Annotated in this window: 15 protein-coding genes; 1 reads left to right on the top strand and 14 read right to left on the bottom strand. The window is 59.3% G+C overall.

The genetic code is table 11. The annotated features are described in order from the left end of the window. Window positions 1-66: 66 nt before the first annotated feature. From astE to acs, 14 genes are all read right to left on the bottom strand, one after another. Window positions 67-1,059, bottom strand: coding sequence for a succinylglutamate desuccinylase (astE, locus tag KGD89_RS06735; RefSeq protein ID WP_025259040.1), 993 nt, complete (start codon window positions 1,057-1,059; stop codon window positions 67-69). Between the two features lie 13 nt (window positions 1,060-1,072). Then, window positions 1,073-1,357 carry a hypothetical protein gene (locus tag KGD89_RS06730; protein WP_025259039.1) on the bottom strand — a complete coding sequence of 95 codons (285 nt, stop codon included), beginning with the start codon at window positions 1,355-1,357 and terminating at the stop codon, window positions 1,073-1,075. Between the two features lie 63 nt (window positions 1,358-1,420). Beyond that, on the bottom strand, window positions 1,421-2,767 hold the full coding sequence (gene astB / locus KGD89_RS06725; RefSeq protein WP_025259038.1) for an N-succinylarginine dihydrolase: 1,347 nt from the start codon (window positions 2,765-2,767) through the stop codon (window positions 1,421-1,423). A 46-nt stretch (window positions 2,768-2,813) separates the two neighbouring features. Further along, the gene (gene astD / locus KGD89_RS06720; RefSeq protein ID WP_162883713.1) at window positions 2,814-4,283 is read right to left on the bottom strand and encodes a succinylglutamate-semialdehyde dehydrogenase; all 1,470 of its coding nucleotides are present in this window, start codon (window positions 4,281-4,283) and stop codon (window positions 2,814-2,816) included. Beyond that, a complete protein-coding gene (astA, locus tag KGD89_RS06715; protein ID WP_025259036.1) occupies window positions 4,280-5,305 on the bottom strand; it encodes an arginine N-succinyltransferase in 1,026 nt (341 codons plus the stop codon). The genes astD and astA overlap by 4 nt, the downstream gene beginning before the upstream one ends. Window positions 5,306-5,375: 70 nt before the next feature. Then, a complete protein-coding gene (gene aruF / locus KGD89_RS06710) occupies window positions 5,376-6,407 on the bottom strand; it encodes an arginine/ornithine succinyltransferase subunit alpha (protein ID WP_025259035.1) in 1,032 nt (343 codons plus the stop codon). A 135-nt stretch (window positions 6,408-6,542) separates the two neighbouring features. Beyond that, the gene (locus tag KGD89_RS06705; protein ID WP_025259034.1) at window positions 6,543-7,760 is read right to left on the bottom strand and encodes an aspartate aminotransferase family protein; all 1,218 of its coding nucleotides are present in this window, start codon (window positions 7,758-7,760) and stop codon (window positions 6,543-6,545) included. 239 nt (window positions 7,761-7,999) lie between these two features. Next, entirely contained in the window at window positions 8,000-8,992 is a 993-nt protein-coding gene (gene argR / locus KGD89_RS06700) for a transcriptional regulator ArgR (protein WP_025259033.1), read from the bottom strand. A gap of 132 nt (window positions 8,993-9,124) precedes the next feature. Further along, on the bottom strand, window positions 9,125-9,889 hold the full coding sequence (locus KGD89_RS06695; protein WP_025259032.1) for an ABC transporter ATP-binding protein: 765 nt from the start codon (window positions 9,887-9,889) through the stop codon (window positions 9,125-9,127). 22 nt (window positions 9,890-9,911) lie between these two features. Next, entirely contained in the window at window positions 9,912-11,024 is a 1,113-nt protein-coding gene (locus KGD89_RS06690; protein ID WP_025259031.1) for a succinylglutamate desuccinylase/aspartoacylase family protein, read from the bottom strand. Window position 11,025: 1 nt separating this feature from the next. Beyond that, a complete protein-coding gene (locus KGD89_RS06685; RefSeq protein WP_025259030.1) occupies window positions 11,026-11,724 on the bottom strand; it encodes an ABC transporter permease in 699 nt (232 codons plus the stop codon). Then, a complete protein-coding gene (locus KGD89_RS06680) occupies window positions 11,721-12,410 on the bottom strand; it encodes an ABC transporter permease (protein WP_025259029.1) in 690 nt (229 codons plus the stop codon). Before KGD89_RS06680 ends, KGD89_RS06685 begins: the two co-directional genes overlap by 4 nt. Window positions 12,411-12,494: 84 nt before the next feature. After that, a complete protein-coding gene (locus tag KGD89_RS06675) occupies window positions 12,495-13,271 on the bottom strand; it encodes an ABC transporter substrate-binding protein (RefSeq protein ID WP_025259028.1) in 777 nt (258 codons plus the stop codon). 558 nt (window positions 13,272-13,829) lie between these two features. Further along, window positions 13,830-15,785 carry an acetate--CoA ligase gene (gene acs / locus KGD89_RS06670; RefSeq protein WP_025259027.1) on the bottom strand — a complete coding sequence of 652 codons (1,956 nt, stop codon included), beginning with the start codon at window positions 15,783-15,785 and terminating at the stop codon, window positions 13,830-13,832. A 211-nt stretch (window positions 15,786-15,996) separates the two neighbouring features. Between acs and phhA the strand changes: the two genes are divergently transcribed. Continuing rightward, window positions 15,997-16,794: a phenylalanine 4-monooxygenase gene (gene phhA / locus KGD89_RS06665; RefSeq protein ID WP_025259026.1), complete on the top strand. Its 798-nt coding sequence runs from the start codon at window positions 15,997-15,999 to the stop codon at window positions 16,792-16,794. The last annotated feature ends 4 nt before the right edge of the window (window positions 16,795-16,798 follow it).

The following is a 16,798-nucleotide window of genomic DNA, read 5'->3' as shown; positions in this document are numbered from 1 at the left end:
CGCGAATAAATTCGCTCCTACGCCGACTCTGCAGGAGCGAATTCATTCGCGAAGAGGCCGATGAAGTCAGACCGCCGGAACAATCAAAATCCCGGCCCGTAAACCATTCCCCACTTTTGGATTGGGGAAAATGATCCGCGCCCCTTCCTCTTCCACCACCCAGCGCGAACCACCCGCGTCTTCGGCCAGCACGTAGCCTTTTTCCAGCGGCGCAAAATTTTGCACATCGTCAGGCAAGTTCAGGATGAATGCATCGCTGCGCTTGATGATTTCCCGAGCCACGCTGAATAGCTGCAAGCCCTCCAGGTCCTCGCTCGACTCAGGCTCGACACCTTCGATCATCTGCTCCAGAACCTTGCGCAGTGCCGTGAGGTTAACCTGCTGGTTATGGCCAAATGGCCGGGCCTTGCCCAGTTCCAGCGTGAAAGACTCAGCACCGAGCTGATCGTAGGTATAGGCACTGAATACGATGGAAGGCTTGTTCTGCAGCAGCACCGCGCTCATGCCGGCAGTGCGCAGACGCGCCAGTTCACGACGGGAATGCTGTCGGCCTTCTTTCCAGGGATACAGCGCAAACTGCTCAATGGTCGAGCCTCGAATGGCGGTGTGCAGGTCGTAATGCAGGCGATAGCGGTCCGGCACGCTGAAGAAGCTGGCGGCCAGACGCTCCAGCTCGCAGGCGCGCAAGGCCTCTGAACCGCCCGCCTGTTCGTGACGACCACTGAACAGCCGGTTGACGTCCTGCTCGACATAACGTGTGCCGCGGCGCATGGCCTCGGGGTTGCCGAACAGGAACAGAATACGGGCACGCGGCTTGAGATCGCCGCGTGCGATGCTGCGGATCAATTCGTCCAGCAGCTCGATGGGGGCTGTTTCGTTACCATGGATACCGGCAGACAACAGCAAATCGGTGCCATTGTCCCGATCCTGAGGCGCACGTACTTCGAGTGCGCCCTCCCCCAGCCAGCGCATGCGTACGCCGCCGACGGTCAGTTGAGTCTTTTCCGTGGGCTCGCGCCCGGCCAGAGTCAGTTCAAGCAGTTTACCGAGGGCGAGCATAGGCGGCTCCTGATCAGTGATTGCAGTCCGGTCCGTGTACGTGACCATCTTCTTCACCAGGATCAGCCGGCTCCATTTCCAGTTGCAGGCTGACCAGGTTGGTGGCCAGTGGGCGCAACAGGAGGTTGGCGTATTCGGCATCGCCTTCTTCGACGTCGACACCGATCAGCAACTGGCCACGGCCATCTTGCTGGATCCACAGCTCTTTACCCTGCCAGAGGACGGCTACGCGGGTGCAGGAAGTTTCCAGCTGGGTGCCATCAGTGTCTTCGAGGATTAATTGCAGGGCGTCGCTCATGTTCGGATTCTCTATAAAGATGGAAATCACGCGCAGGACATAAAGGCCTGCGCGTCAGAACTTTCAAACCAGTTGAAAGGGATAAACGCTGCCCAGTTTAAGGATTTGCGTGAGCTCATCCAATGCCGTACGGCATTCGGTCAACAATTGCGGGTCGGCCAGATCGCTTTCGCTCATACGATCACGATAGTGCCTGTCGACCCATTGAGTCAGGGTTTCGTATAACGACGGGGTCATGACGACGCCGGGATTGACCGCTGCCAGCTCGGTTTCATTGAGGGCCACGCGCAAGCGCAGGCACGCCGGACCGCCGCCGTTCTGCATGCTTTGCTTGAGGTCGAAGACCTTCACTTCGCGAATCGGACCGCCATCGGCCAGCAGGCGCTGCAGGTAATTCCAGACACGAAGATTGGCCTGGCACTCCTGCGGCACGATCAGCAGCATCGAACCATCGGCGCGAGACAAAAGCTGGCTGTTGAACAGATAGGAACGCACGGCATCTTCGACCGAAACCTCGTCGCGCGGCACACAGATCGCCTGGAACAGGCCGCCTGCACGGCCGAGCTTTTCGTGCAACTCGCCCAGCATCGACTCGGTATTGAGAAACGCATCCTCGTGATAGAAAAGCACTTCGCCATTGCCTACCGCAATGACGTCGTTGTGAAACACGCCCTGATCAATCACGCTCGGGTTCTGCTGACCATAGACCACGCCGCTGTCGCTCAGGCCATGCAGACGCGCCACAGCCCTGGAAGCTTCAAGGGTCTGCCTGGCCGGGTATTTCTGCGGTGCCGGGTAGCGGGTGTCGAAAGCACTGCGCCCGAACACGAAAAACTCCACCCCCGCCTGACCATAGTCGTGGCAGAAGCGCGTGTGGTTGGCCGCCCCTTCGTCGCCGAACTGCGCAACCGCTGGCAGTGCTGCGTGATGGGCAAAATGCTGCTCATTGGCGAACATCGCTTTCAGCACACGACTGGTAGTCGGATGCTCGATGCTGCGGTGATATTTGCAGTTCAGGTTGGCCGCCGTGAAGTGCACGCGACCATCGGCCGTATCGGCACTCGGGCTGACAGTCGCGGCATTGGCGACCCACATGCTCGACGCCGAGCAACTGGCGACCAGCAGCGGCATGTCATGTCTTGCCGCCTGCTCGATCACCTCAGTATCGCTGCCGCTGAAACCCAGTTGACGCAACCCGGCAACATCAGGGCGCTCCTGAGGAGCCAGTACACCCTGGGTAAACCCCATGTCCATCAGCGCCTTCATCTTCGCCAGCCCCTGCAATGCCGCTTCGCGAGGGTTAGAACACTGATGGCTGTTGCGCTGGGAAGCCACATTGCCGTACGAAAGACCGCCGTAGTTGTGAGTAGGCCCAACCAGACCGTCAAAATTGACTTCACAGGATTTCATCGGCAAGGCTCCGTAGATCTGTTTTTATAGGTGCATCGCATTGCTATCAATCGAGCCTGATACCCGGCGTCAGTGTCGCAGGCAAGGTCAATGCTGCGGCCTCCAGGGACGCAACCGGGTAAGCGCAGTAATCGGCGGCGTAATAGGCGCTGGCCCGATGGTTACCCGAAGCACCGACGCCACCGAAAGGTGCGCTGCTCGCCGCCCCGGTCAGTTGCTTGTTCCAGTTGACAATCCCGGCACGGCTTTGCAGCCAGAACTGTTTGTAACGCGCTTCGGAATCCGACAACAGCCCCGCCGCCAGACCATATTGCGTGTCGTTGGCCTCTGCGATGGCCGCATCGAAACCGGCGTAGCGGATCACCTGCAACAACGGGCCGAACAGCTCCTCGTCAGGACGCTCGCTGACAGCGCTCACATCAATAATGCCCGGCGTAAGCAAGGCGGCCTGTTCCTGCGGCTGAGTCATTTCCAGCAACGCATTGGCGCCCTTGCCCAGCAGATCACGCTGGGCAGCCAGCAAAGCGGCAGCGGCCTGCAGAGAAATCACCGAGCCCATGAAAGGCGCAGGCTGGCGGTCGAAAGCGCCGACTTCAAGGGTGGCTGTCACTGCCACCAGCCGGGACAGGAATGCATCGCCCCAGGCACCTTGCGGCACCAGCAAACGCCGGGCACAGGTACAGCGCTGGCCAGCCGAAATGAAGGCTGACTGAATCACGGTGTACACCGCTGCGTCGACATCCTGGACCTCATCGACCACCAGCGGGTTATTACCCCCCATTTCCAGGGCCAGAATCTTGTCCGGACGCCCGGCGAACTGTTGATGCAAGGCATTGCCGGTACGGCTGGAACCGGTAAAGAACACGCCATCGATACCCGGATTGGCCGCCAGGGCGATACCGGTTTCGCGCCCGCCTTGCAGCAGGTTCAATACACCAGCGGGCAAGCCGGCTTCGATCCAGCACTTGACCGTCAACTCGGCAACCTTTGGCGTCAGCTCACTGGGCTTGAACAGCACCGCATTGCCCGCCAGCAGTGCCGGCACGATATGCCCATTGGGCAAATGGCCGGGGAAATTGTAAGGGCCGAAGACCGCTACAACGCCATGGGGCTTGTGGCGCAACACCGCTGTGGCATCGCCCAGCGGACCACTCTTTTCGCCGGTTCGCTCACGGTAACTCTGCACCGAGATGGCAATCTTGTTGACCATGCTGGTCACTTCAGTGGCCGACTCCCAGAGTGGCTTGCCGGTTTCCTCACCCATGCAATGCGACAGTTCGTCCGCATGATTCTTGAGGCTGGCGGCAAACGCTTCCAGCACCGAAATACGATCTTCCAGCGAGCGCGAAGCCCAGCCCGCAAAAGCCTGACGCGCCGCCTGCACGGCGGTTTCGACCTGAGAGGCACTTGCGCCCCGGCCTGACCACAGAACCTGCTGGGTCACCGGGTTCAAGGAGTCGAATGCGTCACCTTGCCCGTCCTGCCAGACACCTGCGATATACAGCGTGCTCATCAAGCGCCCTCCCGCACCGCCGACAAAGGCACAGCACGCACATTGTCGCCAGGACTCATGCGCAGGCGTCGGGCCGTCAGCGGATCAACCACCAGCGCGCCGGCCGCCATGCGAGCCTGCCCGATGGTAATCCGGCCTTCTTCACGCTTTCGGTTGTAGATCAGGAATTTCGGCGCATCATCACCCGGCGTGCCGATAGCCAGCACCAGCGTCTGGCTGTCACGCACAGCGCGGATTTTAGTGGTTTCACACTCGATGGCCGGGCCGGCATCGAAGATGTCGACGTAACCCTGATAGTTGAAACCCTCACTCTTGAGCATCGTCAGAGCAGGCTCGGTATCGGCGTGAACCCGGCCAATGACGCTGCGCGCATCTTCCGAAAGAAAGCAGGTATACAGCGGAAACTTGGGCATCAGTTCGGCGATGAATGCCTTGTTGCCCACGCCGGTCAGGTAGTCGGCCTGGCTGAACTCCATCTTGAAGAAGTGGCGACCCAGGCTTTCCCAGAATGGCGAACGCCCCTTGTCGTCCGACATGCCACGCATCTCGGCGATGATCTTGTTGCCGAACAGCTTCGGAAACTCGGCAATGAACAGCATCCGCGCCTTGGACAGCAGGCGACCATTGAGGCCGGTACGCGAATCGCTGTGAAGGAACAGCGAGCACAGTTCGGAGTTGCCGGTCAGGTCGTTGGCCAGGAACAGGGTCGGAATCTCACGGTAGATATTGAGTTCCTGAGAGGCGCTGACCGTCAGCCCGACGCGATAGTTGTACCAAGGCTCACGCAAGCCAACGGCACCCGCGATGGCAGAAATACCGATCACACGTCCGTCATCGTCTTCGAGCACGAACAGGTAATCGGCATCCGCACGCTCGGCTTCGCCACGAAAGGACTTCTCCGCCCAGCCCACCCGATGCGCCAGGCGCTGCTCATTGGCGGGCAATGTCGTCAGGCCTGCGCCGGTGCTGCGCGCCAACTCGATCAGCGCGGGCAGGTCACTGCTGCGTACGGGACGAACGATCATGTTATCTCCTCGACCGGACTCCTCTGGAGCCCGGAAAACTGGCTAATCCGCTATGTTCGGACGATCAGGCTCAGACGGCGACCAGGCGCACACTGGCACCTTCACCGACACCCAGGGCCTCGGCGGCCTGCAGGCTCAGCACCACCGGCCGGCCGGGCGCCCAGTCCAGTTCCAGCAGGGTTGCGCGGTAGTCCTGCAGCAGCCCGTTGGTCACCAGATACAGGCGCGCGCCCTTGCCGGCATCGTCCGTTGCGCTGGTGTCGATCTTGACCGGCACCAGACGGCTCTGGGCAATCGAGCGAATCCCGGAAACCCGGGCGTGCAGCGTCGGGCCACCGTCGAAAATGTCGATGTAATGATCGGTCTCGAAACCTTCGCGCATCAGGATGTCGAAGGTGATCTGGGCACGGGGATGCACTTGTCCCATGGCTTCCTGAGCGGCGTCGGTCAGGAGCGGGACATAGATCGGATAATGTGGCATCAGCTCGGCCAGGAATGTGCGGCTTTTCAGGCCACACAAGCGTTCGGCTTCGGCATAGTTCAGGTCGAAGAAGTTGCGCCCGATGGCATCCCAGAACGGTGAGTCGCCGTTCTCGTCGCTGTAGCCCACGATCTCGGTCACCACCGAATCGGCGAAACGCTCGGGGTGGCTGGCGACAAACAGCAGGCGGCCGCGAGAATTGAGCTCCGACCAGGCGGTGCCCACCAGTTCAGGGATCACGTAGAAGCTGGTCAGCAGGCTGTTGCCTGTCAGGTCATGGCATTGGGACAGGACGTGGATCTTGTTGTGGATCTTCAGCTCGCGTGAGGCGTGCACGAAGGTTTCGTTACGAAAGCTGTAGAACGGCTCGGAGTAGCCTGCGGAAGCGACGATGCCGGAACAGCCCACCAGACGACCGTTCTCGCTGTCTTCAAGCACGAAGAAGTAGGTTTCTTCGCCATTGAAACTGACCTCGGCGGCGAACGATGCCTCCGAAGCGCCGATCTTGTCGCCCAGGCGACCAGCATCGTCAGGCAAGGACGTCACACCAATCGGACTGTCGGCGGCGAGGCGCTGGACTTCTGCCAGATCAGCCATTTGCGCGGGGCGCATCACCAGCATGGTGCCACTCCTTACCAGATCACAGGCCGGAAACACCGGCACTAAAAAGAGCACCGCGCAGCCTGGAAGCCGCCCGGCACAGGAAAAATGTCCGGCGCCCGCCAAGAAGCGAACACCGGAAAGTCCAGCAATGTATCAGGCTGTCAGCTTGGCAATGGCGCGCTCGAAGCGGTTCAGGCCTTCGTCGATATCAGCGTCTTCAATCACCAGGCTTGGCGCGAAACGAATCACATCCGGGCCGGCTTGCAGGATCATCAGGTCCTGAGCTTCAGCAGCGTTGAAGATGTCCTTGGCCTTGCCTTTCCAGGCATCGGACAGCACGCAGCCGATCAGCAGCCCAAGGCCGCGCACTTCAGTGAATACGCCGTATTGCTCGCCGATCGCTTCCAGACGAGTCTTGAATTTCTGATGCTTGTCTTGAACACCCTTCAAGACTTCCGGGGTGTTGACGACATCGATCACCGCCTCGCCCACTGCACAGGCCAGTGGGTTTCCGCCGTAAGTGGTGCCGTGTACGCCGACCGCAAAGTGCTTGGCCAGTTTCTCGGTGGTCAGCATCGCCGCCAGAGGGAAACCGCCACCAATGCTCTTGGCGCTGGACAGGATGTCCGGCGTCACGCCGTAGTGCATGTAGGCAAACAGATGGCCGCTACGGCCCATGCCGCTCTGCACTTCATCGAAGATCAGCAATGCGTTGTGCTCGTCACACAGTTTGCGGGCACCTTGCAGGTACTCAAGCTCGGCCGGCAGAACACCGCCCTCGCCCTGGATCGGCTCCAGAACCACGGCGCAGGTCTTGTCGGTCACGGCAGCTTTCAGTGCTTCCAGATCGTTGTACGGCACATGGCTGATGCCGGTGATCTTCGGCCCGAAACCATCGGAGTACTTGGGCTGACCACCGACGCTCACCGTGAACAGGGTACGACCGTGAAAGCTGTTCAGGGCCGCAATGATTTCGTACTTCTCGGGACCATGCAGATCGTGGGCAACGCGACGCGCCAGCTTGAAGGCCGCTTCGTTGGCCTCGGCGCCGGAGTTGCAGAAGAACACGCGCTCGGCAAAGGTCGAGTCCACCAGTTTTTTGGCCAGACGCAAGGTCGGCTCATTGGTGAAGACGTTGGAGACATGCCACAGATTGTTGGCCTGCGCAGTCAAGGTACCCACCAGCGCCGGATGGCAATGGCCCAGCACGTTGACGGCAATACCGCCGGAGAAATCCACCAGTTCGCGTCCCGCCTGATCCCATACACGGGAGCCCGCGCCACGCACGGGAATGAACCCGGCCGGTGCGTAATTGGGGACCATCACCTGGTCGAAATCGGCGCGTTGCACCGCAGCATGCTCAACGGACATCGGAGTCTCCTGAAGAGGAACGCCTGCCTGAAACCGGCAAGCGATGGGAAGATTGTAAGGACTGATTTCTGTTCGGCCTTGTCGCCAGGCGACATCTTGTTACAGCGCAACACCGGTTTCTTTTCAGAGTTTTCGGCAATGCGACATATTGCGTCACAAAGGCGCAGTTTATCTGCTTTCGCGAATGAATTCGCTCCAACGTGGGGAGCGATCGGACGACGCTCCGCTCGCGAAGCTGCTCAACCACGCTCGGCAGGAACGGAAGACAGCTCGAAGGGGCTGTTGCTGCGACGCTGGTTGCGGTCTTCGCGAGGCGTGGCGCCAAAGAAGTTGCGGTAGGCGCTGGAGAAATGCGGGCCCGAGGAGAAGCCGCAGGACAGGCCGATCTGGATGATCGACTTGCTGGTCTGCATCAGCATCTGCCGCGCCTTGTTGAGGCGCAGCTCCAGGTAATACTGGCTCGGCACCCGATTGAGGTACTGCTTGAAGATCCGCTCCAACTGCCGACGCGACACGCAGACATGCTGGGCGATTTCATCGGTGGTCAGCGGCTCTTCGATATTCGCCTCCATCAGCAGGACCGCCTGGGTCAGCTTCGGATGGCTGGAGCCCAGGCGATTCTGCAGCGGAATGCGCTGACGCTCGCCACCTTCACGAATACGCTCGACCACCAGCTCTTCGGAAACAGCACCGGCCAGTTCGGCACCATGATCACGGGACAGAACCGCCAACAGCAGGTCCAGCACCGACATGCCACCACAGGCGGTCAGCCGGTCACGATCCCAGTCGAACAGGTGACTGGTGGCAATGACTTTGGGGAAGCGCTCGCTGAAATCATCCTGCCAGCGCCAGTGCACGGCAGCCCGATAACCGTCGAGCAAGCCAAGCTGGGCCAACGGATACACGCCAGCGGACAACCCGCCAATCGCACATCCGGCGCGCACCACTTGCTTTAGAGCACTGGCCAAGGCCGCCGACATGGGAGCAGGCGGCTCGTCCGCCAGCAGGAACAGCTTCTGAAAACCGTCGATGCGACCGGTCCACGGCTCTCCCGGCAATTGCCATGCACCCGCTACAGCAGGCTCATCGGCAACCTCGGCCTGGAGGAATGACAACTCATAGACCACTTCAGGGTGAACGCTCTGGGCAACGCGCAAGGCTTCCTCGGCCAACGCCAGGGTCAAGGCTTTGGTGCCGGGCCAGACAAGGAAACCTATTCGATGGGCAGTCATTGGGACATCCGATACGTATCGCCTCAAGGGCCGAACCTCAACAGGCTAGCACTGGAGTAGCCAGAGCATGTTGCGTGGTGCGCAGCATGCCCTGTTCTGTTGTAAAAGACATCGCCGAGGCGATGCCGCTGATTACTTGAGGCTGCCCGAGAGGAACTGCTGCAACCGCTCGGACTGAGGATTGGCCAGGACCTCGCGGGGATCGCCACGCTCCAGTACCACACCCTGGTGCAGAAAGACCAACTGGTTCGACACCTCACGGGCAAAACCCATTTCGTGAGTGACCACCACCATGGTCCGGCCTTCCTGGGCCAGGCCCTGCATGACCTTGAGCACATCGCCAACCAGTTCCGGGTCCAGCGCGGACGTCGGTTCATCGAACAACATGACTTCCGGCTCCATGGCCAGGGCGCGGGCTATCGCCACACGCTGTTGCTCGCCACCGGACATATGACCCGGATAGGCTTCCTTGCGATGAGCCACGCCGACCTTGGCCAGGTAATACTCGGCCTTTTCAAGCGCCTCTTTTTTCGGAACACCCAGGACATGCACCGGCGCTTCGATGATGTTCTGCAAGGCCGTCATGTGCGACCACAGGTTGAAATGCTGAAACACCATGGACAGACGCGAGCGCATGCGCTGCAACTGCTTGGGGTCGGCAGCCTTCAGGCCGCCTTCCTTGTTCGGCACCAGTTTGAGTTCTTCATTGTTGAGCAGGATCTTGCCGGCATGGGGCTGTTCAAGCAGATTGATGCAACGCAGAAATGTGCTTTTACCCGAGCCGCTGGAGCCGATGATACTGATGACATCGCCTGCCTTGGCTGTCAGGGAAACGCCCTTGATCACTTCATGACTGCCATAACGCTTGTGCAGGTCCTGGACTTCCAGTTTGTTCATGCTTTCGATTCTCACAAGACAGTCAGTCACTGAGCAGACGCCCGTGACGCAGCGCGGTGCGCCCCGCCACTTTGGCCAGCCAGAAACCCGGTTGAGCATAGCGAAGCCGCTCGATGGCGAATAACACACCGGCAGTATTCGCACAGATGGTGCTGACCCGATCGGACAACGGATCGATGACTTCGAACAGCGGATCACCGACTTCGACCCAGCTACCGGCAGCGCGCAGGAACGTCACCACGCCGGGATGAGGCGCATACAGCAACTCGGTGCCCTCGAACGGCATGCCCTCGCAGGCCTCCCGCCCAGGCTTTGGCCAGTCGCCACTGATAAAGCCCTGCTCGGCCAGGAACGCCAGGATGCCTTCGGCATGCGCCTCGGCTTCAGACTTGCCGGTATCGGCCTGACCGCCCAGCTCGATGGTCGTGGCCAGACAGGCCAGGGGAATCTGCGCTTCGGGGAAAATCCGCGACAGACGCAGCCAGGGCAGCGAACAAGCCTCGTCAAAGGAACTGCCACCGGAATCCTCGGCCAGCAGCGCGACCTTGATATCCAGATGCGCAGACAGCGAACGCCACTGCGGCCAGTGTTGCGGCAAGGCATACATGTGAAGAGCGGCATCGGCATCGCAATGCAGATCAAGCACGACATCTGCGACGCAGGCATGACTGAGCAGCAGGCGCTGCATGGCTTGCAGTTCGCCTTGCGGAGCAGGCAAGCGATCGAGCGCAGCCGCCATGGCCTGCCGAATCAGTTGAATATTGGCGCGTGGATCGTCACCCAGCTGCCCTTCCAGCAACTCGGCGACAGGTTCGCTCAATTCGGTGAAATCGCGGTTGAAGTTCTTGCCGCTGCCAAACTCGAAACGCCCCTGGTGAGCGCCTTGCAGCAATTGGCCCAGGCCCAGGGGATTGGCCACCGGCACCAGCTCGATAACCCCTTTGAGTGCGCCTTGTTCTTCAAGCTGACCCAGGCGTTTTTTCAACTCCCAGGCCGTACGCATGCCTGGCAACTCGTCAGCATGCAGGCTGGCCTGGATATAGGCCTTGCGCTCGCCGCTGCCGAAACGAAAAACACTCAGTTGACGCTCGGTGCCGAGGCTTCCCCACGGCAATACATGATCGATTCTTTGCATGTCAGACCTTCCGCGGAGCCAGGTAGCCCAGCCAGCGACGCTCCGCCAGCTTGAACAACCGCACCAGAATGAATGTCAGGCACAAATAGAAAACGCCTGCAGTTATATAAGCCTCGAAAGGCAGGTAGTACTGGGCATTGACCGTGCGGGCCGCACCGGTAATGTCGATAAGGGTCACGATGGACGCCAGACTTGTGGTCTGCAGCATCATGATGACTTCATTGCTGTATTGCGGCAGCGCACGGCGCAGCGCGGAAGGCAGCAGAATGCGGCGATACATCTTGAGCGGCGACATGCCCATGGCCCTGGCCGCTTCGATTTCGCCAGCTGGTGTTGCCTTGAGGCTGCCGGCAATGATCTCGGCCGTGTAGGCACTGGTATTGATGGCAAAGGCCAGGCAGGCGCAGAAGCTGGCACTGGACAGCATCGGCCACAGAAAGCTCTCGCGCACCGCTTCAAACTGGGCCAGCCCGTAGTAGATCAGGAACAGTTGCACCAGCATCGGCGTGCCGCGAATCACGTAGGTGTACAGCCAGGCAGGGAAGTTGACCCAACGGCGTTTCGAGACCCGCATCAGACCCAGCGGCAATGCCGCCAGCAGACCGAATGCCAGGGAAATACCGAGCAGTTTCAGGGTCACCAGCAAGCCGCCAACGTACAGCGGCAGGCTTTCCCAGACGACGTTGTAGTCGAAGATCATAGGTCAGCCGCCTTTACGCCTACGGAGTAGCGTTTTTCCAGATAACGCAAGGCGAGCAGCGAGACACTGGTAATCACCAGATACATCGCAGCAACCGCCAGGAAGAAAGTGAAAGGCTCGCGGGTGGCATCTGCCGCCTGCTTGGCCTTGAACATCATGTCTTGCAGACCGACCACGGAAATCAGCGCGGTCGCCTTGGTGAGTACCAGCCAGTTATTGGTAAAACCGGGGATCGCAAGGCGGATCATCTGCGGTACCAGTATCCGGAAAAACACCTTCAGGCGGCTCATGCCATAGGCCATGCCAGCCTCGGCCTGCCCCTTCGGAATCGCCATGAAGGCACCGCGAAAGGTTTCGGAAAGGTAGGCACCGAAAATGAACCCCAGGGTGCCGATACCGGCCAGCAACGGGTTAAGGTCGATGTAGTCGTCGAAGCCCAGCAAGGGCGCGACACGGTTGATCAGATCCTGCCCGCCGTAGAAGATCAGGAGAATCAGCACCAGATCGGGAATACCGCGAATCACCGTGCAGTACAGATCGCCCAACCACGCCAGCCAGCGCAGCGGCGACAGACGCAACGCCACACCAATCAGACCGAGAATGATTGCCAGGGCCATCGATGACAGAGCCAACTGCAAGGTCAGCCCGGCACCTTCGAGGATTACAGCCCCGTAGCCTTTCAACATGTTTGTGCGGTCCTCAAGCGTGGGTATAAAAAATGGCGCAATCCAGGCTGCCCTGTTTGCGCCATCCAGATCAGGAACCTGACGTTACTTGCCGTAGATATCGAAATCGAAGTACTTGTCCTGGATTGCCTTGTACTTGCCGTTGGCACGAATCGCGGCGATGGCGGCGTTGATACGGTCCAGATTGGCCTTGTCGCCCTTGCGAACAGCGATACCGATGCCTTCACCGAAGTATTTCGGGTCGGTAAACGAAGGACCGGTGAAAGCATAGCCCTTGCCAGCGTCGGTTTTCAGGAAGCCGTCCTGCAGCAGGGTCGCGTCAGCCACGGTGCCATCCAGGCGACCTGCGGTGATATCCAGATAGATTTCGTTCTGGGAACCGTAAGGAGTGACTTCTGCACCCAGCGGAGCCAGGACTTCGCGAGCGAAGCGCTCGTGGATCGAACCACGCTGCACACCGACCTTCTTGCCCTTGAGTTCAGCGAGGCTGTCGCTGACTTTCGTGCCGTCCTTCATCACCAGACGAGCCGGAGAATTGTAGTACTTGCCAGTGAAGTCCACGGACTTCTTGCGATCATCCGTGATGGACATCGAAGACAGAATCGCGTCGATCTTGCGTACCTTGAGCGCCGGGATCAGGCCGTCGAATTCCTGCTCGACCCAGGTGCACTTGACCTTCATTTCTTCACAAAGTGCATTACCGATGTCGTAGTCGAAACCCACGATGCTGCCATCCGGCGCCTTGGAGGCGAACGGAGGGTAAGCGGCTTCGATACCGATCTTGAGCGGTTTTTCATCGGCGAAAACCGGCTGGGCAAGCACAGACAACGCCAGCGCGCCAAGAAGCATGAGCTTTTTCATTTACAGGACTCCATCGATGAAACACGACAAATGGCAAAGTGAGCGATAGCCCAAGATGCAAAAGAACAATCCGGAGAGAGCGACGCCAGGCAACTGATACCGAAATTCCGGTCAGAGACCCCCTGACTAAGTGAGGGGCATTTTAGCGGCAGGTACGAAGTCGATATTTCTTCAATGCGACAACTAGTTACAGATGCATCGAGAAAACCACCCCACCCCATTGACTTGGCAAAAACTTCGTGATCTTAGAAATTCAAGAAAAGCAGTTGATGCAGCAAAAAGCGCGCCCATTATTGGCAAAGCCTTCTAATACGGCAAGTCCAGCATTGCATACGACTGACAAAGCGCTGGGAAATGCACCGTAATCCTACAAATACCTAGCAACTCGTCCTACAAAGAAGCACACCCAAGCACAGTCTGGGTGAACAGGTAACACATCGATATATATCCCTTTTTGAAATGAGTGAGCAGCAGTATCAGCCGAGTGCCCCGATCATTTTCAGAAAGCAGACATGAAAACGCCCCGTACCGGACGGGGCGCTTCGGTGACTCAAGGGATCATGCCGCGCTCATGGTCTTGTGAGTATCGACCAGATGCTGAACCACGCCAGGGTCGGCCAGGGTCGAGATATCGCCCAGCGCATCGTACTCACCGGTGGCGATCTTACGCAGGATTCGGCGCATGATCTTGCCCGAGCGGGTTTTCGGAAGCCCAGGTGCCCACTGGATGAAGTCAGGCGAGGCAATCGGACCGATTTCCTTGCGCACCCAGTTGCGCAGTTCGATACGCAACGCTTCGTCCGGCACCTCACCGGCATTGAGGGTGACGTAGACGTAGATGCCCTGCCCTTTCAGATCATGAGGCACGCCCACCACAGCGGCTTCGGCGACTTTCGGGTGCGCAACCATCGCGCTCTCGATTTCGGCGGTCCCCATGCGGTGACCGGAAACGTTGAGCACATCGTCCACGCGCCCGGTGATCCAGTAGTAGCCGTCTTCATCGCGACGGGCACCGTCACCCGTGAAATACATGCCACGGAAGGTTTTGAAGTAGGTATCGACGAAGCGGTCATGATCGCCATACAGCGAACGTGACTGACCTGGCCAGGAATCCAGAATCACCAGATTCCCTTCAGCCGCACCTTCGATCAGGTTGCCCAGGTTGTCCACCAGCGCCGGGATCACACCGAAGAACGGACGTGTTGCCGAGCCGGGTTTCAGCGCCGTTGCACCCGGCAACGGGCTGATCAGGATGCCGCCGGTTTCGGTCTGCCACCAGGTATCGACAATCGGGCAGTTTTTCTTGCCCACGGTGTCGTAGTACCAGCCCCAGGCCTCGGGGTTGATCGGCTCGCCCACCGAACCCAGCAGACGCAGACTGGAACCGTCCGCCCCCTCCATGGATTTGGTGCCTTCGGCCATCATGGCGCGAATCGCGGTCGGAGCGGTGTAGAGAATATTGACCTTGTGCTTGTCGACGATCTTCGACAAGCGAGTGATGTCCGGATAGTTCGGCACGCCCTCGAACAGCAGAGTGGTCGCACCATTGGCCAGCGGGCCGTAGACGATATAGCTGTGGCCAGTGACCCAGCCCACGTCCGCCGTGCACCAGTAGATTTCGCCCGGTTTGTAGTCGAACACACGCTCGTGGGTCAGCGCGGCATACAGCAGGTATCCGGCGGTGGTGTGCAACACGCCCTTGGGTTTGCCGGTGGAGCCGGAGGTATAAAGGATGAACAGCGACTCTTCGGCGCCCATCTCTTTCGGCGCGCAGGTGCTCGATGCCACTTCCAGCAGCGCGTGGTACCAGATGTCACGGTGACGGTTCCACTCGATCTCGCCACCAGTGCGTTTGCAGACGATGACCTTCTGCACACTGCTGGTTTCAGGGTTGGTCAGCGCACGGTCGACGTTGGCCTTGAGCGGGGTCTTCTTGCCGCCACGCAGACCTTCGTCGGCGGTGATGACGACCTTGGAATGGCAGTCGATGATCCGGCCGGCCAACGCCTCTGGCGAGAAGCCGCCGAACACCACCGAGTGAATCGCACCGATACGGGCACAGGCCAGCATGGCGACCACAGCTTCGGGGATCATGGGCATATAAATGGTGACGACATCACCACGATGCACATCCTGGCCGCGCAAGGCGTTGGCGAACTTGCAGACTTCCTCATGCAGTTCGCGGTAGGTGATGTTGCGGTGTTCGGAAGGATCATCGCCTTCCCAGATGATTGCGATGCTGTCGCCACGTTCTTCGAGATGGCGATCCAGGCAGTTGTAAGCGACGTTCAGTGTGCCGTCGGCAAACCATTTGATATCGACACGGTGATCGTCGAAGGAGGTCTGCTTGACGTGGGTGAAGGGTTTGATCCAATCGAGGCGCTCGGCCTGCTCGCGCCAGAAACCATCCGGGTTGACCACGGACTGCTGGTACATGGCCTTGTAGGTCGCCTCGTCGGTCAGCGTGCTCGCTGCGACTTCTGGGCGCACGGGGTACAGAGAAGCTGCACTCATCTTGGATACCTCGGTGGAATAGTTGTTGTTTTATGACTCTGTTGTATCCCGCCATATCCTGTGGGGCCATTCGACGATGGTCTTACCGCCCTACTCTTTCACACTCCCATACGCAAGGGGGACACGCCAAAGAAAAGGCTGATAACCCTGTGTCGCCGCCAAGGCAATCAGGCTACCCTGTAAAAAACAATAACTCCCTTGGGAGGTCAGCATGAGCCAGACGCAATACGTGGCCCGTGAACCCGACGACAAAGGCTTCATCGATTATCCACCTGCCGAACACGCAGTCTGGAACACCCTGATCACCCGTCAGATGAAGGTGATCGAGAACCGTGCCTGCCAGGAATATCTGGACGGTATCGCACAGCTGAACCTGCCCCACGATCGCATTCCGCAACTGGGCGAGATCAACAAGGTACTGGGCGCCACCACCGGCTGGCAGGTCGAGCGGGTTCCGGCATTGATTCCCTTCCAGACCTTCTTCGAGCTGCTGGCCAGCAAACGCTTTCCGGTGGCAACCTTCATCCGCACCCCGGAAGAACTCGACTACCTTCAGGAACCCGATATCTTCCACGAGATATTCGGCCACTGCCCGCTGCTGACCAATCCCTGGTTTGCCGAATTCACCCACACCTACGGCAAGCTGGGCCTGAGCGCGAGCAAGGAACAGCGCGTCTATCTGGCGCGACTGTACTGGATGACCATCGAGTTCGGTCTGGTGGATACCGCTCAGGGTCGCAGGATCTATGGCGGTGGCATTCTCTCTTCGCCCAAAGAGGCGGTTTACAGTTTATCCACAACGCCGGAACACCAGGTTTTCGATCCACTGGAAGCGATGCGTACGCCTTATCGCATCGATATCCTGCAACCCGTGTATTTCGTCCTGCCCGAGCTCAAACACCTGTTTGAACTTGCCCATGAAGACATCATGGGACTGGTTCATCAGGCCACGCAGTTGGGCCTGCATTCACCCAAATTCGAACCACGGCCCAGAAACCATGCGGCCTGAACAG

Origin of the sequence: Pseudomonas cichorii (assembly GCF_018343775.1) — a bacterium.
GTDB classification, from domain to species: domain Bacteria; phylum Pseudomonadota; class Gammaproteobacteria; order Pseudomonadales; family Pseudomonadaceae; genus Aquipseudomonas; species Aquipseudomonas cichorii.
The sequence above is the reverse complement of the archived record's forward strand: the minus strand, read 5'-3'. Positions and strand labels throughout refer to the sequence as shown.

Coding starts and splice junctions, on each gene's coding strand:
- astE (WP_025259040.1), bottom strand. CDS start 1,059: ATGCTCGCCCTCGGTAAACTGCTTGAACTGACTCTGGCCGGGCGCGAG.
- KGD89_RS06730 (WP_025259039.1), bottom strand. CDS start 1,357: ATGAGCGACGCCCTGCAATTAATCCTCGAAGACACTGATGGCACCCAG.
- astB (WP_025259038.1), bottom strand. CDS start 2,767: ATGAAATCCTGTGAAGTCAATTTTGACGGTCTGGTTGGGCCTACTCAC.
- astA (WP_025259036.1), bottom strand. CDS start 5,305: ATGATCGTTCGTCCCGTACGCAGCAGTGACCTGCCCGCGCTGATCGAG.
- aruF (WP_025259035.1), bottom strand. CDS start 6,407: ATGCTGGTGATGCGCCCCGCGCAAATGGCTGATCTGGCAGAAGTCCAG.
- KGD89_RS06705 (WP_025259034.1), bottom strand. CDS start 7,760: ATGTCCGTTGAGCATGCTGCGGTGCAACGCGCCGATTTCGACCAGGTG.
- argR (WP_025259033.1), bottom strand. CDS start 8,992: ATGACTGCCCATCGAATAGGTTTCCTTGTCTGGCCCGGCACCAAAGCC.
- KGD89_RS06695 (WP_025259032.1), bottom strand. CDS start 9,889: ATGAACAAACTGGAAGTCCAGGACCTGCACAAGCGTTATGGCAGTCAT.
- KGD89_RS06690 (WP_025259031.1), bottom strand. CDS start 11,024: ATGCAAAGAATCGATCATGTATTGCCGTGGGGAAGCCTCGGCACCGAG.
- KGD89_RS06685 (WP_025259030.1), bottom strand. CDS start 11,724: ATGATCTTCGACTACAACGTCGTCTGGGAAAGCCTGCCGCTGTACGTT.
- KGD89_RS06680 (WP_025259029.1), bottom strand. CDS start 12,410: ATGTTGAAAGGCTACGGGGCTGTAATCCTCGAAGGTGCCGGGCTGACC.
- KGD89_RS06675 (WP_025259028.1), bottom strand. CDS start 13,271: ATGAAAAAGCTCATGCTTCTTGGCGCGCTGGCGTTGTCTGTGCTTGCC.
- acs (WP_025259027.1), bottom strand. CDS start 15,785: ATGAGTGCAGCTTCTCTGTACCCCGTGCGCCCAGAAGTCGCAGCGAGC.
- phhA (WP_025259026.1), top strand. CDS start 15,997: ATGAGCCAGACGCAATACGTGGCCCGTGAACCCGACGACAAAGGCTTC.